Source organism: Ilyobacter polytropus DSM 2926, assembly GCF_000165505.1.
Classification (GTDB): Bacteria; Fusobacteriota; Fusobacteriia; order Fusobacteriales; family Fusobacteriaceae; genus Ilyobacter; species Ilyobacter polytropus.
Window position 1 is genome coordinate 1,009,782 of sequence record NC_014632.1, and the last position, 22,317, is coordinate 1,032,098.

Sequence of the window (22,317 nt, forward strand, 5' to 3'; positions counted from 1 at the left end):
ATATTCCTAAAGATGGCTGATGAGTATTCCAAACCACCATATAGAAAGGAATCTGGAATTCCTAATGAGTATAACTGGGAATCACTGAAAGATAAAAGCGGTATAAAATTAGAATCACACTATATGACTGTCCTTAGAGAGTTAGGGAATAAGCCAGGTATGCTTGGACAGATCTTTACAAAGTCTCAAAATAGGATTCAGGATCCAGCAAAGTTATATAAACTAGTTAAGATGATAGATGATGAAAGCTGGGTTATTATGGGGGCAGATGTAAAGGGGAATATCTATGAGGGACTTCTACAAAAATTTGCTGATGACACAAAGAGTGGAGCGGGACAATACTAGCAGTAATTAAAGCTATGGTAGAATGTATGAAGTTGGAACCTAAAAAAACAATCTGTGATCCAGCATGTGGAACAGGAGGATTTTTCCTAGCTGCTTATGACTATTTATCGGATAACTACAGAATGAACAGAGAAGAGAAGGAGTTTCTAAAAAAGGAGACCTTTTTTGGAAATGAGATTGTTGCAAGTACAAGAAGGCTTGCGCTTATGAATCTATTCCTACATGGTATAGGTGAGATCACAGGGGAATCAGTGATATCTCCTAATGACTCACTTGTTTCAAGTCCTTCTAAAACTGTTGACTATGTGCTCGCTAATCCTCCGTTTGGGACAAAGAGCAGTATGACATTTACAAATGATGATAATAAAAAAGTTAAGGATGACCTTACTTACAACAGACAGGATTTCTGGGTAACTACGTCTAATAAGCAGCTAAACTTTATGCAACATATACATTCACTATTAAATAGCACAGGTAAAGCTGCAGTAGTAGTACCTGACAATGTGTTATTTGAAGGTGGAGCTGGTGAAACAATCAGAAAGAAGCTCCTCATGAATACAGAACTCCATACAATATTAAGGCTTCCTACAGGAATTTTCTATAAACAAGGGGTAAAGGCAAATGTACTTTTCTTTGATAATAAGCCTGCTGGAGAAGATGTAAAGACCAAGGAGATATGGTATTATGACCTTAGAACTAATAAGCACTTTACTTTAAAGAAGAGTCCATTAAGCTTTAAAGATCTGGAGGATTTTATAAAGTGTTATAACCCTGAAAACAGGTTTGATAGAAAGGAAACCTGGTCTGAAGAAAACCCAGAGGGAAGATTCAAAAAGTTTTCCTATGAAGAGATTGCTGAGAAGGATAAGACCAGTCTGGATATCTTCTGGATTAAGGATAAGAGTTTGACAGACCTTGATAACCTTCCTGCTCCTGAGGTGCTAGCTGGAGATATTATAGAGAACATAGAGGCTGCCCTAGAGAGTTTTAAGGAGATCAATGATTTTTTAGAGGATTAAAATAATATGATGTTAGAGGCTCTGAAATGGGCCTCTACTTAGTTTTTGCAATGAATTTTAGAATGATATAGAGGGGGGAAGTATATGAGCAATACAGAGAAGTTTGAGGATGGAGCAGAGCGTGCAGGAAAATATTTAGCAACAGCAACTACATTTGTAAATCCTGTTGCAGGGATGTTGTTATACGGAGGAGTTGAGTTAGCCTCATATTTAAATAAGTTTGCCCAAGATAGAGTAAATGGAAGAAATGAAAAGATGCTTAAATTTTTAGAAGAACTTAATAGTTTCATTGGAAAAGAAATTAAAGATATAGATGATCCATTTTTAGAGGGAGAGTATTTCAATGATGTTCTAGAGAAAGTGTTAGTAAAAGCTAGTAGTTGTAAAACTCAATATAAAAAAGATGTGTTTAAGAAGATAATAAAGGATGAGATTACTGCGAAAACTGAGATAGACTTTTCTTCATCATACCTAAATATAATCAGTGAACTTCATGGAGAAGAGATTGAGATATTAAAATATATAAGACAAAATCAAACTCCAATAAATACTAATAGTATGGAGGACTGGGTAGAAAAGGAAAAACTTAGAGATTATTTAGATGGAATTAAAGGCTTAAACCAAGCTTATAGTAAAGAGAACTTTGAAGTCTATTTATATAATCTAATCTATAAGGGATTATTGGTCAGTGCTTCAATGAATGGAAACGATCCTTTGAGGACAACCATTTTAGGAGAGAGATTGATGGAGTATATAGAGGGGGAAAGGATCTAAGAATCACAGAAAGAAAATTTTGGTATAGGGGGAACTAATTATGACTGTTAGACAAATTATAGAATGTAATTATTGTGGGACTAAAACCTTGACTAGAACTATAATGGGTTTTATTGAAAACGTTCCTTTGAGAGTTCCATGCTGTGGATGTGGCGTAGTTTTAAGAGGAACTCTAACCATGATTCCAGAAGATGTTGATTATAGAATAAAGTTTAGTAACGCAAAATTAGTTGGAAGTAGTGAGGGAGAGCCAGAATATACTATTGAACTCTCAGGAGAGCTAATGACTAAAAAGGTAGAGAAATATGAATTTGCTACTTCTCTTATTTCACCTGTTATTAAAAATCTGATGTTTCACGGAGCTTTAACTAAGGGGAAAAATAATATTGAAGATTTCAAGTTTAAATTTAAATCATTAATTGGTGATAGGTCTAAGGAATGGCAAACTTTAAAAGATGTCGAAGATCTATGGAATAATAGGAATTATAAAATCATTAAGAAAGTTATCAGTTCGTTTCCCGAATTTGAATACCTTAAGGAAATCTCTGATGATTATAAAAACATAGAGTTAGAAGCATTTAATTTAAAAAATATTTCCTTTTCAACTATTATTACCCAAATTACTCCTAATGATTTCGCTGAAAAAAGAAATAATTTAGAAGATCAAATAAGCCTCTCTTTAAATAACCCGAATAAACTTTATTCTTTAATTATTGAGAATAAAGAGAGCTGCGAAGAACTCCAAAAAAAACTTTTTAGTCAAATAGGGAAAATTGTAGAACGTTTTGAGAATTTAATTCCAATCTTTGGGTTAAAGTATCTTGGAGATATGGAGGATAATTTTTTTGACAATAAAGGAATTACTACAGTTACTTTTGAAGAGATAAAAGATATTTATATAGATAATTACGAAGTGATACTATCTTGTAGTGATATAGTAATAGCTATAGATAATTTAATAATAAATAATGATTTTAATAATATGCAAGTAACTGGAGCCTCAAAAACGAAAACTTTATCAAAATATAGAAAACTATCCAACGGACATAAACTTAACTTCATAAATGAGAATGAAAGCTATTTTAATAAACTTCTTGAAAGCGATCTTGACAAAGAAATAAGGAATTCAATAGGCCATAATTCTTATTCATTTGATAGTGTTAGCCAAAATATAACTTTCAAAAAAAATAATGGTTCAAGTAAAAAAATGTCTTTAGTACTTTTTTTAATGAAGTTATGGGACAGCTTCATAACATGTTATAATCTTTGGTACTTTTATAAAGAACTCAATAAACTACGTATAATACTCTCTCTGCCATTAAGTACAAAAGAACTAAATAGGTTTATAAGAGATTATTCAATAAGATAAATTATGTTAATGTTAAAAAGACACCCAAATATAGGGTGTCTTTTAACATTATTATTACCTACCACCGACTGTAAGTTCCAAAACTTTGATAGCTGGTTGTCCTACATTAGCAGGGATGCTACCTGAAACAGATCCGCACATTCCTTGACCGTGAGCCAAGTTGTCTCCTATCATATCAATCTTGTTTAGAACTTCAGGCCCGTTTCCTATAAGGGTAGCTCCCCTTACAGGCTCAGTTATTTTACCGTTCTCGATCAGGTATCCTTCCATCACAGAAAAATTGAAATCACCTGTTGCAGGGTTTACAGAACCTCCTCCCATTCTCTTTGCATAGATACCGTTTTCTGTATTTGAAATCATTTCATTCAACTTTGATTTTCCTGCCAAAATAAAAGTATTGGTCATTCTTGATGTAGGAGCAAATTTATAAGATTCTCTTCTTGCACTTCCAGTACTTTCCATGTTCATTCTTCTTCCGTTTAATTTATCAATCATGTATCCTTTTAAAATTCCATTTTCTATAAGAAGATTTCTTTTTGTAGGAGTTCCTTCATCATCTATATTCGACGAACCCCATTCATTTTCTAAAGTCCCGTCATCAACTGCACTCACCAGATCAGAGGCAACTTTTTGCCCTAGTTTACCTGCAAATACAGAGTTTCCCTTTGCCACACTAGTGGCTTCAAGACCGTGTCCACAGGCTTCATGAAAAATGACACCTCCAAATTCATTGTCGATTATTACCGGGAATTTTCCACTGGGACAGTATTTGGCATTTAGCATCGTCTTTGCTATTCTAGAAGCCTCTATACCGCACTCTTCTACATTTATGTCCTCAAAAAATTCAAATCCCTTTAGAGCTCCCGGTCTGTATGAACCAGTTTGCATATCATTATCTTTTGAAGCGACACTTTCTATACCTATCCTAGAACGTGTCCTAGTGTCTTCAGTCCACAAGCCTTCTGAATTGGCGATCATAACATTCTGTACAGAGTCGGAGTAGCTTATCCTCACCTGAGATATAGAATCATCATATGAAGATGCAGCTCTATGAGCTCTTTTCATAATCTCTACTTTTCTGTCTTTCCCCACTTTATCAGGAGGCAGAAGTATTTTGTGCCTGTTTTCTATATCCTGTTTAATTAGATTGATGGTTATGTCACTGTTAGTACCTTTTATAGCTTCTGCGGCTCTTTTAGAGGTTTCCATAAGTGACCCTCTCGTAACTTCATTTGTATAGGCATATACAGAAAAAAGTCCCTTGAATATCCTTATACCTACTCCAAAATCTTTACCTGAAAGAGATTTTTCTATACTGCCGTCAATCATAAATAATCCTGTATTAAATTTTTCTTCTATAAATACCTCGGCAAAGTCACCACCAGTGGATAAAGCCTGTATCAGAATATCTTCTATCAATATTTTATCTAACATAATAAACCTCCATTTCAAAAATTTCATTTATTAAGAAAATACTATCAAAATTAACTTGAAAATACCATTATAAAAATTATTAATAAAAAATAAAATTTAAAATAACAGTAGTCACAATTACAAAGATATCTTCTAGATCCCATTATAAATAGGTTTTTCTATATAAAACTTTAATTTTTGTTCTTTATAAAATAAAAAAAAATGTTGACAAATGCCCGTAAACAAGATATATTATATCAATAGAGAATAACAAAAGAATACATCGAGTAAATGACATTCTTCGGCAGTCGAAATAGAGTAACCCTCATTTCATCCTGAGAAGACTTGCGGTCGGCTTACTTTCATTATTATAGAAAATTTATTTTTCTGTTTAATTCAGTGGAAGTAGTGCGGACTTTTTTTATTTTACCATCAATATAAATCATAATAAAGAGTTTTATTAAAAGGGAGGCTTGTTACTTATGAAAAGGATCCAAGCGATTATAAGACCCAACAGACTTGAAGTTTTAAAAAAGGCGTTGGTTGATAACGGCATCGGTGGAATGACTGTAACTGAGGTACGAGGATTTGGACGACAAAAAGGAAAAATAGAAATTTTCAGGGGGGTAGAATACAAGACAGATTTTATCAAAAAGCTTAAAATTGAAATTTTATGTAAAGAGGAAAACTTGGAAAAAATAATAAAGGTTATAATGGAAAGTGTCAGAGAGGGAGAGCCTGGAGACGGAAAAATATTTATATTCCCAAATGAGGAAATAATAAGAATTAGCTCTGGAGAAAAAGGTAAAGAAGCTATTTAATAAACGATTATATTTACATAAAAAGAAATTATAATTTTTTAGGGGGGATTTATTATGAAAAAGATGAAATGGAAAGCGATAGTTTTATGCTTAATGCTGACAATGGGTCTTAGTGCATTTGCAGAAGTTGGAGCCGAAGAGGTACAGACTAACCTTAACTGGACATGGACATTGATTGCTGCCGCAATGGTATTCTTTATGCAAGCTGGATTTGCAATGGTAGAAGCTGGATTTACAAGAGCAAAAAATGCAGGAAACATCATAATGAAAAATGTAATGGACTTTTCCATGGGTATTTTGGCATTCTGGGCTGTTGGTTTCGCCTTTATGTTTGGTAAGGGAAACCTTTTAGGAACTACAAACTTTTTTGGAATGGGTCTTGCTGACTGGGACTGGACATTCTTTATTTTCCAAGGTGTATTTGCTGCTACAGCTGCAACAATAGTTTCTGGAGCCATGGCAGAGAGAACAAAATTTGGTTCTTACCTTGTATCTAGTTTTTTAATAACTGCCTTTGTTTATCCTATCTTTGGTCACTGGGCATGGGGAAGTCTTTTTGGGCAATCAACTGGATGGCTTGAAAACATGGGATTCATCGATTTTGCCGGATCTACTGTAGTTCACTCTGTTGGTGGATGGGCTGCCCTAGCTGCTGCAATCGTTTTAGGACCAAGAATCGGTAAATTCAAAGACAAAGAAATCTCAGCTATACCTGGTCACTCTATACCTTTAGCTTCTTTAGGTGTATTCATCCTTTGGTTTGGTTGGTTCGGATTTAACTGTGGAAGTACTACAACTGGTACATCTGAAATAGGTCTTATCGCTACAAATACATCTTTAGCCGCTGCTGCTGGATCTATATCTGCTCTCGTTATATCTCAGATGATATTTAAAAAGGCTGATATTGGTATGACACTTAATGGTTCTCTGGCTGGGCTAGTAGGTATCACTGCTGGATGTGCAAATGTTGATCCTTGGGCATCTGTGATAATAGGATTGGTAGCAGGAGTACTTGTTGTTCTATCAGTATTATTTATTGATAAGATGCATATCGATGATCCAGTTGGAGCTGTCTCAGTACACGGTGTCAATGGAGCTTGGGGAACTCTTGCAGCTGGAATTTTCAATGCTGAAAAATTGTTTGATCCAAAAATTATAGGAGTACAGGCAATAGGTATCGCAGCGGCATTTGTAGTAGCCTTTGTGGGAGGTTTAATCATATTTAATGTAGTAAAAGCTGTTATGGGACTACGTGTGTCAGCAAAAGAAGAGATAGAAGGTCTAGATATAGGAGAGCACGGTTACTCAGCTTATCCTGAGTTCCCTTCTCACACAGAAGTATCGCTATTCAAGTAATCTAAATTATGTAGTATATATAATATTAGGAGTAAATTTATTGGGGGGGATTTTTATTATGAAGATGATCGTTGCTATAATTAGACCTATAGGCATCAATCCTTTGAAAGAAGCTTTATGTGCCGCTAATATAAAGGGTATGACTATTAGTGAAGTGAGGGGTTTTGGTAGACAACTTGGAAAGAAAGAGATTTTTAGAGGTGTCGAGTATTTAGTGGAATATGTACCAAATCTCCAAGTTGAAATACTTGTAAAAGACAGTGATGTTGAAAGAGTTGTGGATTTGATATTAAAAGCTACTAAAACTGGTGAAACTGGTGATGGTAAGATATTTATACATCCTGTTGATGACGTTGTGAGAATCAGAACTGGTGAAAGAGGAGAAGGAGCTATCTAAAATATTAACAATGCTTCATCTGAGGGAGGTGATATTTATGTTGACCAAGAAATTTATAGAAAATTTTGGAAGGACTCCAACTCATAAAGAGGCAAAGGTCCTTGAGTATATAAAAAGTAATTGCTATGGGGAATATTTAAATGTTGACCCTCAGATGTTCATTGATTATTTTTGTAAATATTATTACTACTGTGTAAGCAAAAGTTTTATTTAAATTAAAATATTTTAAATAAAGAAACAGGAGGCTTTTAAGCCTCCTGTTTCTTTATTTATTATTGTTGTATACAATTTCTTGAAAAGGTAGTTTAGTTATGATAAATTGTTAAATATACAATAGTCTATTCACATTGAATACGAAAATGATAATAGGGAGTGACAAATAATGAAAAAATTTAACTTTTCTTGCACACCAAAACTTTATTTTGGAGAAGGAGCCTTTGATAAAGTCAAAAATATTATAAAAGATTATGGTGACAAAATTTTAGTGATTACTGGAGGTACCTCATTTGAAAAATCATTTTACCACAAAAGATTGCTTTCAGATTTAGAAAAAAATAATATTATATATTATCTGGAAAAAGTAAAAAATGAACCATCCCCTCTAATAATAGATGAAATATCGGAAAAATACAGAAAAGAAAATATAAGTGTAGTTATATCTGTAGGTGGGGGCAGTGTCATGGATGCTGGAAAAGCCGTATCAGCAATGCTCACAAAAAATGATTCTGTAAAAGAGTATCTTGAGGGAATAGGTAAAAAGAAGCATGACGGAGACAAAGTTCCTTTTATTGCAGTTCCCACAACTTCTGGGACTGGGAGTGAAGCTACTAAAAACGCAGTTATAAGCGAGGTTGGGGATAGGGGATTTAAAAAATCTCTAAGACATGATAATTTTGTTCCTGACTGTGCTGTTGTAGATCCTAGACTTACAGCAAGTTGTCCTAAAATGGTTACTGCAGCAAGTGGAATGGACGCATTTTCACAGTTAATAGAGGCATATTTATCCACTGATGCCTCACCAATGACTGATGCTTTGGCTTTAAGCGGTCTAGAGCATATAAAAGATGGACTGATTGAGGCCTATAAAAATAAAGAAAATCTAGATGCAAGGGGCAAAGTAGCTTATGCCTCTTATTTATCAGGTGTAGTTCTTGCCAATGCAGGACTGGGAACTGTACATGGGTTTGCCTCTCCGATAGGCGGATATTTTGATATACCTCACGGAGTGGTGTGTGGGACTCTTATAGGGGAGCTTATAAGAATAAATATAAAAAATCTATCGTCAGACCCTAATAAGGATGGAATTTATCTGGAAAAATATGCCAACGTTGGAAGAATCTTTTCAGGAAAAAATAATTTGGAAAGAAAAGCTGCTTGCGAGGCCCTTGTAGATGAGGTAAATAGGCTTATAGAAGTTATGGAGATACCAAGATTAGGAGATTATGGTATAAAAGAAGAAGATTTAGATAAAATCATAGAAAAAACCGGGAACAAAAATAATCCGGTAGAACTGAAAAAAGAAGAATTAAGAGAGATGCTTTTAAATAGATTATGAGAAAATATTAAATGTCAGGAAGACAAATATTTCCTGACATTTTTACATTTTCATATACCTAGCCATTACATAGTATAGTTTTCTAGGAAGGGCCTTTATAATGGTATAGAGGATTTTATTTGACCATCCTGGAATAAAGATCCCCCCTCTTTTATCCACAGAGTTTAGGGAGAGTCTCACTACTTCTTCTGAAGTCATCCATCTGATAAGGCCTCTATTTTCAAAGGTTTTTTCTTGAATTTTTAATGACCTGTGAAAATCACTTTTGGTGAATCCAGGACAAAGAACCTGTACATTTATCCCCAATGGATAAAGCTCTATATAGAGGGCTTCAGAAAAGGTTATTATAAATGATTTGGTAGAGCTATAAAGATGGTTGAATGCAGCAGGGGTAAAGGCAGCCAGTGATGATACATTTATAATCTGACCTTTTTTCGTTTTTTTCATCTTTCCTGCCACTAGATGAGTAATTTTACAAAAGGACTCTATATGTGCCTCTATCATTTTACGTTGATTTTCATAGCTGTCGTCCAAGAATTTTTTTTCATGACCGAAACCAACGTTGTTTACAAGAAATTCTATATCAACTGATGTAATTTTTTCCAGTAAACAATCAATTTCTGACTCATTGGTGAAATCTGCGATTATAACTTCTACAGCTACATTGTGTTTTTCACGGATTTCCTGTGCCAATTTTTCGATTATTTCTCTCCGCCTTCCTGTGATATAAAGATTATAACCTTTTTCTCCCAGTTGTCTTGCAAATGCGGCCCCTATACCACTTGTAGCTCCTGTTATCAATGCATTTTTTATCATAATTCCGTCCTTTTATAAGTTCTCTAAAAATATCCGAAAATTCCGTATATCTGTATCATTATTTTTTTAAAATCCTCAAGCTCATCCCAACAGGTTATAAGAGACGAAACTTGTCCCTGAGAATCTATTATTTCTATTTTTTCTTTATTGTTGATTGCTTTTAGCATATCAGTAAGAACCTTATCAAACTCCAAATAATTCTGCTCAGAAAGAAGGTTCTGAATATAACTTAGTTTATACTCCATATTATATTTCTCCTTTAGTTGTTTATAGTATTTTATACGTGAAGATAAATATAGTCAAATAATACTGAAAAATTAAAAGTAAATTTTTATATTTTCTTGTATAAAATTTTATAGTGTATACTATTAATTGTGAAAGGATGTGAAAACATGATGCTTGTAAATATGTTTAAATTAAAAAAAGGAGATATAATATCGATTATAGGGGCTGGGGGAAAAACCACCTTTCTCTTCAGGCTTGCTGATGAGCTGAGGGAGATGGGTAAAAAAGTACTTGTGGCAACTACAACAAGGGTATATATGCCTCCAAAAGATTGCTATGATGAACTTTGCACTGATATAAAAGAGCTTTTAGATAAGAGTAAAAAACTTACAAAGGGAGTAATGGTTGCAGGGAGCGGTGTTAGTTCAGAAAATAAACTTCTGGCTTTAGATCAGGAGACAGTCCAAAATATCAAAGATTATTATGATTATATTTTAATAGAGGCTGACGGGTCAAAGAGAAAGCCACTAAAAGGATGGAGAGAAAATGAACCTGTGGTTATAGAAGACACTACCAAAACCATTGCAGTTGTGGATATAAGAGGAGTGGGCCTCACGGCCAATCCCTATACAATTCACAATTTCGAATTATTCAAAGAGTTGACCGGTATAGAGGATGGAGAGGTAGTTACCCCCTCTCATGTGAGAAAAATGATTACCGGCGAAAAGGGCCTTTTGCAGAAAGGTGTAGGACAGGAGATATTATATTTTAATAAAGTGGAAGATGATATGGATATAGAGAATTTAAAAGCAGTAGCTAAAGATATAGATAAAAAAGTTATATACGGAAGTCTTAAATATCAGTTTTATCATGAATTTATGAGTAGGCCATAAAAGTTAGGAATTATAATTTAGACAAAAGGTAAGTGCGATCTTTATATATAGCTTATGGAAAGTATATAGGAAAAATTTAAAATAATCCCTGGGAGATAAGTCCCAGGGATTATTTTAAATTATCTATAAATCAAATATTAATATTGGTAATTTTGCATATACTCTTCAAAGGAAATAGTTTTTCCATTTTTAAGTTGTAGTATATAAGCTTCTAATAAGGAGAATACAAATTCCGGAGCTTTTTCTACTGTAACAAATTTATCAGGGTGAGTTTTAGAGAGAGTTTGTGTTTCAGAGTCTATTTTACCACCTATAAAAACCTGTAGGCAGTCTGTGACTACTCCATCTACCATTTTCTTAACTCCCATAAATCCAAGGGGGGCGATTTGATTTACTGCACATGAGCTGCTGCATCCGGAAATTCTGATTCCGTCAATAATCTGGGTATAGAGGTCTCCCCTATACTCAGGATATTTATCAAAAAGTTCTTCTATTTTATAAGAGATGCTCTTCCCTATTACTTGGGAGTCTAAAAGTCCTATCCCGCAAAGGCTAGCCCCTATACAGGTCACTGTATGATCTTGGAAATTAATATTTGCCGCCCCTTGTTTATTAAGATTTTCTTTTAGGAAAATATAGAGTTCAGGTAGGAATTTTTTATGAACAAGAGGTATATAGAGGTCCTGCTCAGTTGTAAGTCTTACAAAGGGACAATTTACTTTTTCTAAAACATAAGCTAAGTTTTTCAGATTTTCAGAAGAAAAATTCCCACCGCCTATAAATAATCTTACGGAAAAAATATCCTGAAAAATACTTTCTTTAAGAGCCGCTTTTTCCCAAGTTTCAAAACCTTTTGTCTGAATACTTTCATTAGAAGATTCATTCAACGAATTTACAACATCTTTATAATTTTTTTCAATATAATTTTTGTATTCTTTTGGTATTATAGTTTTGTTATAATATTCCAAAAATAACTTTTGAAATTCTTCAAAATCTAATTTATCTACCAAAAATCTTAATCTCGCTTTGGATCTATTTGATCTTTCCCCATGATCATGGAAAAGTTCTACCAAAGCAACAGAAACTCTGATGCATTCATCAGCAGGTAAAAAGTCAAAAAGAACTTTACCAATAGCAGGGCCTCTTCCCATTCCTCCACCTGCATAAACAAGAAATCCTTTTTCCCCATCTTTAATTTTAGCTAAAAATCCCAGATCATTAACGGCTGTATGCCCGTTATCTTCAGCCTCAGATGAAAAGGAAATTTTAAATTTTCTTCCGAGGTTAAAAGCTTTTTCAAAACTTTGCATAAATAAATCTGTTTGTAGAGCATAGGGTCTTACATCAAAAATATTCTCTTTTGAAATTCCTGAAAGTGGTGAAACAAGGGGATTACGGTATGCATTTCCGCCTCCGCCCTTAAATGGCATTCCATTTTCTGTACATTCTCTGACAATATCATAGACATTATCTGCTGGAACTCCCTGTAGCTGAATGCTGTCACGGGTGGATACATGTGCAAAAGATACATCATTTTTCTCCATAATTTCTACTATTTTTTTTATTTTACTTAAAGAGAATTCTCCTCCAACCTGCCTGATTCTTGTCATAAATTTTCCGTCTCTCGTGTTATATATCCCATAATTTGCAGTAACTTTCTTTACATCAGGTATTTTTATTTCACCTGCTGTATATTTTTCTAAAGCTTTTTTTATTTCCAGATGCTCTAATTTAAGGTTTTCTTGTAAGATCATTTTTCCTCCCTATACCAATATTATATCTTAATTATAATACTTAAATACTTATAAATACAATATAAGTATTTTATAGGAATAATAAGCATAAACTTATGAATATTCAAAAAAATTAAAAGGAAATTCAAAATTTGGCGTATAAAAATTTGTTAGGTTTTTTAGAAAAGATAAATAAATTTTAAATTATATACCAATAAAACAAATTATTTTAAATTTCAATAACTTTAGGTAAAATTTAAAATCACTTTAAGGTTTACTCTAGAAGATGTTTGGTAATTTCCAGTAAGAATAATTTTAACGTGAAATAAAGGAGGATCATACTTTGAACTATAAGATAAATATAACCAGTTGTAAGGGGTGTGAAGAGTGTATTTTTAATAAATTAAAAGATATTAAAAAAGTTTTGAAAAATGGTGAACTGCTAGTAGAATCAGAAAGTATTCTTTTTGAAAAATGTGATGCTGTTGAAAAAATATCAGATTAATGAGAAATATTATAAAAATAACCTAAGATCTTTAAGTTTTTAAAGTCTCATAATAACAAAGGATTATTTTTCTTCATGTTTTGGACAATATATTATTTTTGCTTTTTCCAGTGAGTCTACACCGGAACATATTCCGTTAAGGTATTTTATACAATTTTGACATTTTTTCATAAGTCCTAACTTCACTGACGTTCCTCCTTTGGTTGTATGAAAATTATTTTTAACAGGTGAAGTATATCATTTCAGAACTTAATTTTCAAACTTTTATTAATCTTTATTGCAGAAATTGTTTTAAAAAAATTATTTTATAACTTTTTTTTATTTGAGTCGGTCTAAAAAGTGTAAACATTATACCGAATTATTGATTACTTACTGGAGGTCATAAGATGTTAAATAAGATATCAAGAAAAAAAATAGATGCCCTTTATAAAAAAGAGGGATTCGAAAACCAATTTGAAAAAACTAAAAAAGTAGGGTTAGAACTGATATTGTCAGTTCAAAAATTTACTATGGATCCCACAAAGAAGAAACTTGAAAATATAAAAAACTGTGTTGCCGATTATTGGATTTTATGCAAACAAATTCTAAGAAATGCTCCCAGAGAAGAATTAAAATACCTTGTTAAATTAAATAATAGTTTTGAAAAAACCATTACAGACCTTGATTTGAAACATATCTATTCTAATATAATGGAGAAGTATAAAGGTGAAATAATTAAAATAACAGAAAATAAACTCAAAGATATAAAAATTTCTATAACTGATAATTCAAGAGAATTTAGATCTAATAGTTCTTTAGGAGTCTGTTAGAAGATAGAGAGGGAGTTATTTTTTTCTCCCTTTTTTTTATTTTAAAATTTAAATACAATTACTGAAAAAATAAATATATACTAATATAGTAGTCATTAAAATAACCCAAGTTTGGAGGAATTATATGAAAATTAACTTTGACGAAGCGGCGAAAAACTGGGATTCAGATATATGGAAACAAATAAGAGCTTCTGATGTGGCAAAAGATATGTTGAAGTTTCTTTATAATACTCAAGATATGAATGCCTTGGAATACGGATGTGGAACCGGACTACTAGGATATTATCTTTTACCCTATTTTAAAAATATCACATTTTGTGATTCTTCTCAAGGGATGATTGACCAGGTGAAAAATAAAATAGAAGAAAAAGCCTGTAAGAATTGCGACACAATTCTGTTAGATCATGATAAACCTTTTGATACTTCTAAAAAATATGACTGTATATTTAATCTCATGGTTCTCCATCACATAGACAATGTAGAGGATATAATAAAAAATTGGTCAGCAGCTCTAAATAAGGGTGGATACCTGTGTATAGCAGACTTAGAAGAAGAAGACGGGAGTTTTCACGGAAAAGAATTTTCTGGACACAATGGTTTTAGTAAAGGAAAATTAACTGAAATTTTTAAAAAGAATAATTTTGATCTTATAACCATTTCACAACCTCATATTACAAAAAAACAAAAATCAGACGGTGAGATAGCTGAATATCCTATTTTTCTGGTGATAGGTAAAAAAAAATAAGTTAGTGTTCTAATAATAGATAAGCCTTCCCATCATCTAATCAGGGAAGGCTTATCATATTCTGAACAAATAAAATAATATTTAAAAAGATTTTTTGTTGCTTCCATCTGCTATTGAATTAAGAGAGTTTATCTGATCTAAACTTCCAAGTACAAGCAGCTTATCTCCAGCATTAATTTTTGTATGAGACATAGGGTTAAATTCAGTTCTAGATTTTTTTTCTATTCCGATTACAATTAAATTTGTTCTCTGTGGAATCATCGCTTCTTTTAGGTTTTTTCCCTCTAAATCGCTGGTAGTTTTTATTTCAACTGAAGCAAACTTTAAAGTTTGCAGAGAACTATTATTGCTCATTATATCTAAAAAACTAAGTATATTACTCTGGGTAGCAGTGGCAAAAAGTCTACTGGATTCTATTTCCAATGGTGATATGACTATATCCGCACCTGCCATCTTTAATTTTTTACTGTTTCCTACTTCGATAACTCTTGTAACTATTTTAATATTTTTATTTAGTTCTCTAGAACTTAAAGTTATAAATAGATTTTCAGCATCTGTAGCGAGAACCGATAAAATCACCTTAGCTTTTTCTATACCGGCCATTTTTAGATTCTCATCATCTGTGGCATCACCAATTATATAATGAAAACGATCTCCAAATTTTTCGATATAGCGTTCTATCTCTTCATAGGATTTTTCGATAATTACAAATTCTAATTCATTACTGATGAATTCCTCTATAATTTTTTTTCCTGTCCTACCACATCCTACAATTATGTAATGATCTTTCATTGCATTTATTTTTTTCTTCATTTTTACCCCCTTGAGATAATTCTTCATTTCCCCTTCTATAAAAAAAGTAGTCAGATGCCCTAGGGAGTATATCACTCCAGATACACCTGCGAATATTAAGAGACAGGTAAAAATTTTCCCCTGATCTGTCAAAGGTATAACTTCCCGAAATCCCACAGTAGATAAAGTAATAAATGTCATATACAGTGAATTTATAAAACTGTATTCTTCAATATAATAATACCCAAGAATTCCAAACATGAATATTACTACCAGTAACAACATTGAAATAACAACTTTTTTAATCTGAGTCTGCATATATTCTCCTTCTGATTATTGAGTATATTATCAATTTATTAATGATTAATTATTTACGATAAATTTTATTTTTTCCTCTTATACATTATCATAAGCTTTTTGCCAATAAAAATACAACTTTTTTTTATTTTCAATTTTTAGGAGGATTATGATTATTAACATTGTAAATATATAGTGAGTAAATTATAGCAGGAGGTGCCTTATATGAACAATCAGTTTCATGAGCCTTTTGAACTTCTTAGTGAAAAAACTAAAGATGTTACCAGGGCAATTAATAGTCTGAGAGAAGAACTAGAAGCTGTAGACTGGTATAACCAGCGAGCCGATGTCGCAACTGACGATGAACTCAGATCTATTCTTGAGCATAACAGAAATGAAGAGATGGAGCATGCGGTAATGTTGATGGAGTGGCTCAGGAGAAATATGGATGGATGGAATGAAGAAATGCAAACTTATTTTTTCACCAATTCACCAGTTACAAGTTTGGAAGAAGAAGCCGAACAATCAGATGAACCCAAGGATTCCATCGCTTTTGGTAAATCTTTGAATATAGGAAGTATGAAATAATTTAGGAGGGATATGGATGAATGTGTTAAAAAGAGAACTCGCTCCAATTTCCAGTAAAGCCTGGTCAGAGATAGACCAAAGAGCCAGAGAAATTTTAACTTACTATCTTTCAGCTAGAAAGTTCGTAAATGTACAGGGACCTATGGGACTTGATTTTACCTCTGTTACAGAGGGAAGAATACAAGTACATAACGACCCTATCTTGAATTATGGAATTTTTAAAGTTAAACCGCTTGTGGAACCTAGAGTTAGTTTTGTTCTCAGTCGTTGGGAACTTGATAATATAGAAAGAGGAGCTAAGGATATCAACTACGACGCTCTAGATGAAGCTGTAAAAAAAATAGCACTTTTTGAAGAAAAAGTTATTTTTCAAGGTCTGGAAGAAGCAGATATTACAGGTATCTTTGATTGCTCTTCACACAAGGTAAAGACTTTTGGTGACTCCGATGAAGAGATACTATCTAATGTGTCAAAGGGTATAATGGAGCTAGAGAGATCTATTGCTCCCAAACCTTACACACTTGTAGTTAGTGAAGAATACTGGTGCAAACTAAGCTCTATGGGTAAAAGATTTCCACTACTAGATCAGATAAAATCTTTGATAGGAGGGGATGTCATAGTAAGTAGGAGTATAGAGGGCGCTGTTTTATTACCTTTTGATAATGAAAATATAGAATTTTCTATAGGGGAAGATTTTTCAATAGGTTATCAAGAGCATTCTGAAAGTGAAGTTAAATTATTTATAACTGAAACATTTACTTTTAGAGTATTAGATGAAACCTTTATAGTATTATTTAAATAAAAATAAAAAAAGGAAATATCCGGGTTTTGGGTATAAAATATACTATAGCGGTTTTCAAATAACAAGGGAGGTAGTTTTATGAAAAAGGGACTAATTATTTTATTTGCTGCAGGTTTACTTGCTGCATGTACTTCAACTGAACCAATGGACGCACAGGCAGGAGCTTCACTTAACAGAGCTGATACAATCGCTAAGTATGACGCACTATCAGCAAAAGTAGATGCTATCGCATCTAATCCAGATGCAACTCCAGAAGAATTTGCTGCAGCACAAGCTGAAGTAAAAGAATTTATGGATTATCTAAATTCTTACAAAGCATCTGCTTCTCCAGGAGCACAAAAATATATTGAAGACTACAATAAAACATTGAGCGGATCACGAATTTTCAAATCTTCTCCTAGTAAGTAATGTTACTGTTTTATTTAAAAAAGCTGCCTAAGGGCAGTTTTTTTTCTAATCAATATAGCGGTATTTAACTAAATAATGGAGGTAATTTTATGAAAAAGGGACTCGTTATATTATTTGCTGCAGGTTTACTTGCTGCATGTACTTCAACTGAACCAATGGATGCACAGGCAGGAGCTTCACTTAACAGAGCTGATACAATCGCTAAGTACGATGCTCTATCAGCAAAAGTAGATGCTATCGCATCTAATCCAGATGCAACTCCAGAAGAATTTGCTGCAGCACAAGCTGAAGTAAAAGAATTTATGGATTATCTAAATTCTTACAAAGCATCTGCTTCTCCAGGAGCTCAATCTTATATTGATGAGTATACTGGTACGTTAGGAGAATCTTATATCTTTAGAAGAGATAGAAACGACTAAATTTTTAAGAAAAGACCAACTTTTTAAAAGTTGGTCTTTTTATTATAGAAAAAGAAAACCACCTGCTCTGCAGGTGGACCCAAAATGCCGGAAGGCTATGCGTATAAAATAGAAAACCTCCTTTGATATAATCAACTTAGGTTTGCCGACCAGTTGAGATACAAAAGGAGGTTTAAATGGATAGTAATAGTTTAGCACACACAAGATGGAATTGTAAATATCACATAGTCTTTGCACCTAAGTACAGGAGAAAAGTAATCTATGGAAAGATAAAGCAAGATATTGGGCAAATACTTAGAAAACTTTGCGAGAATAAAAAAGTAGAGATACACGAAGCAAGCGCATGTAAAGATCACATACATATGCTTGTGAGCATACCGCCTAAATTGAGTGTATCTAGTTTCATGGGGTATTTAAAAGGAAAAAGTTCATTAATGATATTTGATCGACATGCAAATCTAAAATATAAGTATGGAAACAGGCACTTTTGGTGCCGCGGATACTATGTAGATACAGTAGGTCGTAACAGGAAAAGGATCGAAGATTATATTAGAAATCAGTTGCAAGAAGATATTGCAGAAGATCAATTAACATTGAAAGAATATATTGATCCTTTTACTGGAGGTAAAGTAAAAAAGAGCTAGAAACAAAGAGCTACTTGAGTAGCTAAATGAAATATTACGCGGTTGGCAAACCGTTCAGAAGGGCTTCAGCCCAATGCTGGAAAAGCGCCCTTCTAGGGCATGAGCAAACTACCACTTGAAGTGGTAGTTTTGATTTTTGTTGAGAATTATTTAGAAATATGTCCTGAATATTTTTTAATTTTTTTAATATTTTGGATTTTATTGTTATTTTATCCAGATTCTTTCAATTGATCATAAAATTTTAAAAACAGATGTATTTTTTAATCAAATATTCTTTAAAAATGATTATTAGATTAAAAATCCACTATTTAGGCTTAAAATAAAATAGTATCTATTACAGACAATTAATCCATAAAAAAATTAACTGACATCAAAATTTTAAATTAAAGAATAAAAAAAATTATAATTAGTTAAATAATAAATATTTTTTTGGGATTCTTATTTAAAAAAATTCGCTCTTATTTTAAAGTGATTTTAATTTACTGATAATCAAATAAAAAAAGCACTCAAAACAGAAGAAATCTAAACAATATTAACTCGAATAACAAATATTTTAATTAGTGTGGAATCATAGTTATATATAATGATAGTTATATTTATTTCTGTTATTCAAATAATTATTACACAAATAAGATATGGATTGTAAAGCTTGATTTATAAGGGCTTTATAAATTGCATATTTTTTTAACAAATTATAGTTATTATTTGTTTTAATAAACTGTATTATAGAATTCCATTTTAGTTAAAGTCTTATAAAATTAAATATGGACAATGAAGGTGTTAATCTTTTTTAAGAACTCACCACACACTTTTTAATATGAGTATAGTATAATGATTTTTGTGTCTGAAACTTGGCATAAAATAATTCTGTTTAATTTTTAAATCTTATACAGTGATTATGAGAATATAATTTTAATTTGTCTAAGTGATGTTTTTTATAGTAACAATATTTTAAAATAGAGAGAGTAAAAGAGGAGTGGTCTAAATGAAAGAATTAGCAAAATATTTATTAAATGAAGAAAATATGTTACCATATGACAATTATTCTTCCACGAGAGAAGTAGATGAGTATATCCTAAAAAAAGGGAATATTTCACCATGTGGGAAATATACTTCAAAAACTGACAAAGAATATTATACCTTGTGGGGAAAAATAAATAAAAAAAGTGAAATGACTGGTGATATAATTTTTTCATACTATAAAGATATTGAAATTAATCTAAACCTAAAGAACTGGGAAAATAAAAATTTATACCTTGGAAAAAAAGTTTCAATATATTAATTTTTAAATTATTGATCTTTTAAGGGAAAATAAAAAAGAGGGTGCCAAAGTAGAATAACTACTAGAGGTCACCTTCTTTTTCATTTGAAGTTTTTTGAGTTGTTTAAAATTGAACTAAACCTAATATTATTAATCCAGAGCAGGTAATTTTTCTATAGCACGTTTTTCCAATAACCCTTTGGCATTGATATACACTTCTGTAACCTTTGTATCAGCATGCCCTAAAAAATCCCTGATTTCCATAATGTCAGCTCCCTGAAGTGATAATTCCGTAGCAACTGCATGACGGATATTATGAGGACTGATATCCTTTTCTATTAACTTTCCCATATTTTGTATTATGGTATATAGGGAACTATAGGAAAGACGGGTATTATTTAAAAAATCTGATGGAAATATATATTGTTCTTCCAACTGGGAATCTGATAAACTATATAATTTCTTTATGTATTTTTTATAAGAAAATATTTTTTCCATACATTCTGGATGAAGGGCCTTATACTGTTCACGACCACTTTTGGTTTTTTCAAGCTTAATGACATACTCTTTTTCACGCTTGATGATGTCACTATACTTTAGATTTAAAAGTTCTTGACTACGCATTCCTGTATAAAATAAAGTGTGAACTATTATTCTGTTTCTGTAGCTCTTGTCATCCAAGACTTCATGCTTTTTCAGTATTTCTTTTATTTCTGAAAAAGATACCTTTAGAACATTTTCAAAATTATGTCTAGATACTTTTAAAAGTGGGACAAATTTCAAAGGATTTTCATGGCCATGTTTTTCCAACTCGTTATAAAGACTTTTCAAAGATGATATTATCTTGTTTACAGAAGTATTTTTTAATTCCCGTTCCTCTATAAGATGATAAACATAATCTTCAATATCTTCTTTTTCCACCTCTGTCATGAGCCGAACTATTTCGTCCTTATGAAATTCTCCATTTCCTTCGTAAACAAAATTTAAAAACTTATTCAAATAAAACATATAGTCTTTTAAAGTTTTTTCAGATTTATACATTGAAAAAATATTTTTAGAATTTAGATTTCTTTTTCTTTTTTTTCGGTTTCCGATTTGAAAATTTTCTTTTTTTGTTATATCCATAATATAAACCTTTCAAGTTAATTTTTAAAAAAGTCCTCTAAAATTAAATACGGAAATTATATTGTTTTCATTTTAAAATCGAAAACATCCACAACAACATCTCTACCATCAACTTCTTCTACATTTATAAATCTACGAACTTCCTCTTTTTCACCTGGTTTTATGTTTCTAACTGTGAAAATTTCTCTAAGGGAATATTCGTCTGCAAATAAGATCTTAATTTTATATACTACATACTCCAACTCATAGTCTGAATAATTTACAACATCAAAATTAACACGTCTAGACTGATTCCTTTTTCCTGCTACCTCTAGATTTTCAACCTTGACCATCTTTTGGAACTCGGATTTTCTGTTGTAATTATCTATAGTTTCCCATGTTTTATCTGGCTTTAAAACAATCTCCTCGTCTTTGGAGTTTTTCACAATCTCAACATCTCTGGCAAAACCTATATTACCAATCAATAAGAGACTCGCCAATATTAAATATATTTTTTTCATTACGTACCTCCTAAAAAATATCTTTTAAATCTACTTCTTTTACCTCACCTAAAGGAAGGTCACCAAGTTCTAAATTTCCAAAACTTAGCCTTTTGAGATAAATTACTTTATTTCCAACAGCCTCAAGCATTTTTTTTACTTGGTGAAATTTTCCTTCACAAATCGTAAGTAAAATTTCCGTATTATTAATTATCTGAACTTTTGAAGGTTTCGTAATATAACCTCCAATATCAACCCCTTCCTCTAATAGGTTTACTGATTTTTTGTCTATTTCCTTTAAGAGTTTTACCAGATAAGTTTTGTCCACGTGCTTTTTAGGAGAAAGCAGTTCATGGGCGATTTTTCCGTTATTAGTAAACAAAAGAAGTCCTTCTGTATCCTTATCAAGTCTGCCTACTGGAAAAAGATCTTTTTTGATTACCCATTCTGGAAGTAACTCCATCACAGTTTTTTCTCTGGTATCTTCAGTTGCAGTTATAAATCCAGATGTTTTATTCATTATATAGAATCTGTCTTTTTTATATTTCAAAACTCTTTCTCCGATTTTGATTACGTCGTTTTCTAAATCTATTTTTTCTTTTGGAGAGTTAACTTTTTTATCATTTATGGTTATCTCATTTTTAGATATTATATTCTTTACATCTCTTCTAGTTCCTACACCACATTCAGTAAGAAATTTATCTAATCTCATTTTACCTCCTTGTAA

General features: G+C 31.9%; 28 protein-coding genes. 19 read left to right on the forward strand and 9 right to left on the reverse strand.

Annotated features, from left to right (window positions below):
* The first annotated feature begins 12 nt into the window (after positions 1-12).
* From ILYOP_RS15960 to ILYOP_RS04640, 4 genes are all read left to right on the forward strand, one after another.
* On the forward strand, positions 13-345 hold the full coding sequence (locus tag ILYOP_RS15960) for a hypothetical protein (RefSeq protein ID WP_222838871.1): 333 nt from the start codon (positions 13-15) through the stop codon (positions 343-345).
* A gap of 5 nt (positions 346-350) precedes the next feature.
* Positions 351-1,364: an HsdM family class I SAM-dependent methyltransferase gene (locus ILYOP_RS04630; RefSeq protein WP_280985346.1), complete on the forward strand. Its 1,014-nt coding sequence runs from the start codon at positions 351-353 to the stop codon at positions 1,362-1,364.
* 84 nt (positions 1,365-1,448) lie between these two features.
* Positions 1,449-2,138 carry an Abi-alpha family protein gene (locus ILYOP_RS04635; protein ID WP_013387361.1) on the forward strand — a complete coding sequence of 230 codons (690 nt, stop codon included), beginning with the start codon at positions 1,449-1,451 and terminating at the stop codon, positions 2,136-2,138.
* 40 nt (positions 2,139-2,178) lie between these two features.
* On the forward strand, positions 2,179-3,507 hold the full coding sequence (locus ILYOP_RS04640) for a hypothetical protein (protein WP_013387362.1): 1,329 nt from the start codon (positions 2,179-2,181) through the stop codon (positions 3,505-3,507).
* A 54-nt stretch (positions 3,508-3,561) separates the two neighbouring features.
* On the opposite strand, the gene ILYOP_RS04645 is transcribed toward ILYOP_RS04640, so the two are convergent.
* Positions 3,562-4,941, reverse strand: a complete 1,380-nt coding sequence (locus ILYOP_RS04645; protein WP_013387363.1) for a TldD/PmbA family protein — start codon at positions 4,939-4,941, stop codon at positions 3,562-3,564.
* Between the two features lie 461 nt (positions 4,942-5,402).
* Between ILYOP_RS04645 and ILYOP_RS04650 the strand changes: the two genes are divergently transcribed.
* The 5 genes from ILYOP_RS04650 to ILYOP_RS04665 all read left to right on the forward strand — a co-directional run bounded on the left by ILYOP_RS04650 (position 5,403) and on the right by ILYOP_RS04665 (position 9,049).
* Positions 5,403-5,741 (forward strand): P-II family nitrogen regulator, encoded by a 339-nt coding sequence (locus tag ILYOP_RS04650; protein WP_013387364.1) that lies wholly within the window; start codon positions 5,403-5,405, stop codon positions 5,739-5,741.
* 54 nt (positions 5,742-5,795) lie between these two features.
* Positions 5,796-7,097, forward strand: a complete 1,302-nt coding sequence (locus tag ILYOP_RS04655; RefSeq protein ID WP_013387365.1) for an ammonium transporter — start codon at positions 5,796-5,798, stop codon at positions 7,095-7,097.
* Between the two features lie 58 nt (positions 7,098-7,155).
* On the forward strand, positions 7,156-7,494 hold the full coding sequence (locus tag ILYOP_RS04660) for a P-II family nitrogen regulator (RefSeq protein WP_013387366.1): 339 nt from the start codon (positions 7,156-7,158) through the stop codon (positions 7,492-7,494).
* Between the two features lie 37 nt (positions 7,495-7,531).
* Positions 7,532-7,708, forward strand: coding sequence for a hypothetical protein (locus tag ILYOP_RS15735; RefSeq protein ID WP_013387367.1), 177 nt, complete (start codon positions 7,532-7,534; stop codon positions 7,706-7,708).
* A gap of 168 nt (positions 7,709-7,876) precedes the next feature.
* Positions 7,877-9,049, forward strand: coding sequence for an iron-containing alcohol dehydrogenase (locus tag ILYOP_RS04665; protein ID WP_013387368.1), 1,173 nt, complete (start codon positions 7,877-7,879; stop codon positions 9,047-9,049).
* Between the two features lie 42 nt (positions 9,050-9,091).
* Here ILYOP_RS04665 and ILYOP_RS04670 read toward each other — a convergent pair whose 3' ends face one another.
* Positions 9,092-9,865, reverse strand: a complete 774-nt coding sequence (locus ILYOP_RS04670) for an SDR family NAD(P)-dependent oxidoreductase (protein ID WP_013387369.1) — start codon at positions 9,863-9,865, stop codon at positions 9,092-9,094.
* Positions 9,866-9,888: 23 nt separating this feature from the next.
* Complete coding sequence (locus tag ILYOP_RS04675; protein ID WP_013387370.1) at positions 9,889-10,110, reverse strand: hypothetical protein; 222 nt, start codon at positions 10,108-10,110, stop codon at positions 9,889-9,891.
* A 147-nt stretch (positions 10,111-10,257) separates the two neighbouring features.
* Between ILYOP_RS04675 and yqeC the strand changes: the two genes are divergently transcribed.
* Positions 10,258-10,983 (forward strand): selenium cofactor biosynthesis protein YqeC, encoded by a 726-nt coding sequence (yqeC, locus tag ILYOP_RS04680; RefSeq protein ID WP_013387371.1) that lies wholly within the window; start codon positions 10,258-10,260, stop codon positions 10,981-10,983.
* A 137-nt stretch (positions 10,984-11,120) separates the two neighbouring features.
* Here yqeC and ILYOP_RS04685 read toward each other — a convergent pair whose 3' ends face one another.
* Positions 11,121-12,737: a nitrite/sulfite reductase gene (locus ILYOP_RS04685; RefSeq protein WP_013387372.1), complete on the reverse strand. Its 1,617-nt coding sequence runs from the start codon at positions 12,735-12,737 to the stop codon at positions 11,121-11,123.
* 322 nt (positions 12,738-13,059) lie between these two features.
* On the opposite strand from ILYOP_RS04685, the gene ILYOP_RS15740 reads away from it, so the two are divergent.
* The gene (locus tag ILYOP_RS15740; protein WP_013387373.1) at positions 13,060-13,221 is read left to right on the forward strand and encodes a hypothetical protein; all 162 of its coding nucleotides are present in this window, start codon (positions 13,060-13,062) and stop codon (positions 13,219-13,221) included.
* A gap of 63 nt (positions 13,222-13,284) precedes the next feature.
* On the opposite strand, the gene ILYOP_RS16130 is transcribed toward ILYOP_RS15740, so the two are convergent.
* Positions 13,285-13,407 (reverse strand): hypothetical protein, encoded by a 123-nt coding sequence (locus ILYOP_RS16130; protein WP_280985340.1) that lies wholly within the window; start codon positions 13,405-13,407, stop codon positions 13,285-13,287.
* 200 nt (positions 13,408-13,607) lie between these two features.
* Between ILYOP_RS16130 and ILYOP_RS04690 the strand changes: the two genes are divergently transcribed.
* The gene (locus ILYOP_RS04690; RefSeq protein WP_013387374.1) at positions 13,608-14,030 is read left to right on the forward strand and encodes a hypothetical protein; all 423 of its coding nucleotides are present in this window, start codon (positions 13,608-13,610) and stop codon (positions 14,028-14,030) included.
* A 124-nt stretch (positions 14,031-14,154) separates the two neighbouring features.
* On the forward strand, positions 14,155-14,775 hold the full coding sequence (locus tag ILYOP_RS04695; RefSeq protein WP_013387375.1) for a class I SAM-dependent DNA methyltransferase: 621 nt from the start codon (positions 14,155-14,157) through the stop codon (positions 14,773-14,775).
* A gap of 81 nt (positions 14,776-14,856) precedes the next feature.
* On the opposite strand, the gene ILYOP_RS04700 is transcribed toward ILYOP_RS04695, so the two are convergent.
* The gene (locus tag ILYOP_RS04700) at positions 14,857-15,885 is read right to left on the reverse strand and encodes a potassium channel family protein (RefSeq protein ID WP_013387376.1); all 1,029 of its coding nucleotides are present in this window, start codon (positions 15,883-15,885) and stop codon (positions 14,857-14,859) included.
* A gap of 204 nt (positions 15,886-16,089) precedes the next feature.
* Between ILYOP_RS04700 and ILYOP_RS04705 the strand changes: the two genes are divergently transcribed.
* The 6 genes from ILYOP_RS04705 to ILYOP_RS04730 all read left to right on the forward strand — a co-directional run bounded on the left by ILYOP_RS04705 (position 16,090) and on the right by ILYOP_RS04730 (position 20,007).
* Entirely contained in the window at positions 16,090-16,452 is a 363-nt protein-coding gene (locus tag ILYOP_RS04705; protein WP_013387377.1) for an encapsulin-associated ferritin-like protein, read from the forward strand.
* Between the two features lie 16 nt (positions 16,453-16,468).
* Positions 16,469-17,254 (forward strand): family 1 encapsulin nanocompartment shell protein, encoded by a 786-nt coding sequence (locus ILYOP_RS04710; RefSeq protein WP_013387378.1) that lies wholly within the window; start codon positions 16,469-16,471, stop codon positions 17,252-17,254.
* A gap of 78 nt (positions 17,255-17,332) precedes the next feature.
* Positions 17,333-17,662, forward strand: a complete 330-nt coding sequence (locus ILYOP_RS04715; protein ID WP_013387379.1) for a putative periplasmic lipoprotein — start codon at positions 17,333-17,335, stop codon at positions 17,660-17,662.
* An 89-nt stretch (positions 17,663-17,751) separates the two neighbouring features.
* Positions 17,752-18,081: a putative periplasmic lipoprotein gene (locus tag ILYOP_RS04720; RefSeq protein ID WP_013387380.1), complete on the forward strand. Its 330-nt coding sequence runs from the start codon at positions 17,752-17,754 to the stop codon at positions 18,079-18,081.
* A gap of 176 nt (positions 18,082-18,257) precedes the next feature.
* Positions 18,258-18,725: an IS200/IS605 family transposase gene (gene tnpA / locus ILYOP_RS04725; protein ID WP_013387381.1), complete on the forward strand. Its 468-nt coding sequence runs from the start codon at positions 18,258-18,260 to the stop codon at positions 18,723-18,725.
* 985 nt (positions 18,726-19,710) lie between these two features.
* Positions 19,711-20,007, forward strand: a complete 297-nt coding sequence (locus ILYOP_RS04730) for a hypothetical protein (protein WP_013387382.1) — start codon at positions 19,711-19,713, stop codon at positions 20,005-20,007.
* A gap of 129 nt (positions 20,008-20,136) precedes the next feature.
* On the opposite strand, the gene ILYOP_RS04735 is transcribed toward ILYOP_RS04730, so the two are convergent.
* Genes ILYOP_RS04735 through ILYOP_RS04745 form a run of 3 tightly spaced genes read right to left on the reverse strand, consistent with a single transcriptional unit; the run spans position 20,137 to position 22,302 of the window.
* A complete protein-coding gene (locus tag ILYOP_RS04735) occupies positions 20,137-21,111 on the reverse strand; it encodes a tyrosine-type recombinase/integrase (protein ID WP_013387383.1) in 975 nt (324 codons plus the stop codon).
* Between the two features lie 56 nt (positions 21,112-21,167).
* Positions 21,168-21,611, reverse strand: coding sequence for a hypothetical protein (locus ILYOP_RS04740; protein ID WP_013387384.1), 444 nt, complete (start codon positions 21,609-21,611; stop codon positions 21,168-21,170).
* Positions 21,612-21,621: 10 nt separating this feature from the next.
* Positions 21,622-22,302 carry a pseudouridine synthase gene (locus tag ILYOP_RS04745; protein ID WP_013387385.1) on the reverse strand — a complete coding sequence of 227 codons (681 nt, stop codon included), beginning with the start codon at positions 22,300-22,302 and terminating at the stop codon, positions 21,622-21,624.
* Positions 22,303-22,317 lie beyond the last annotated feature (15 nt).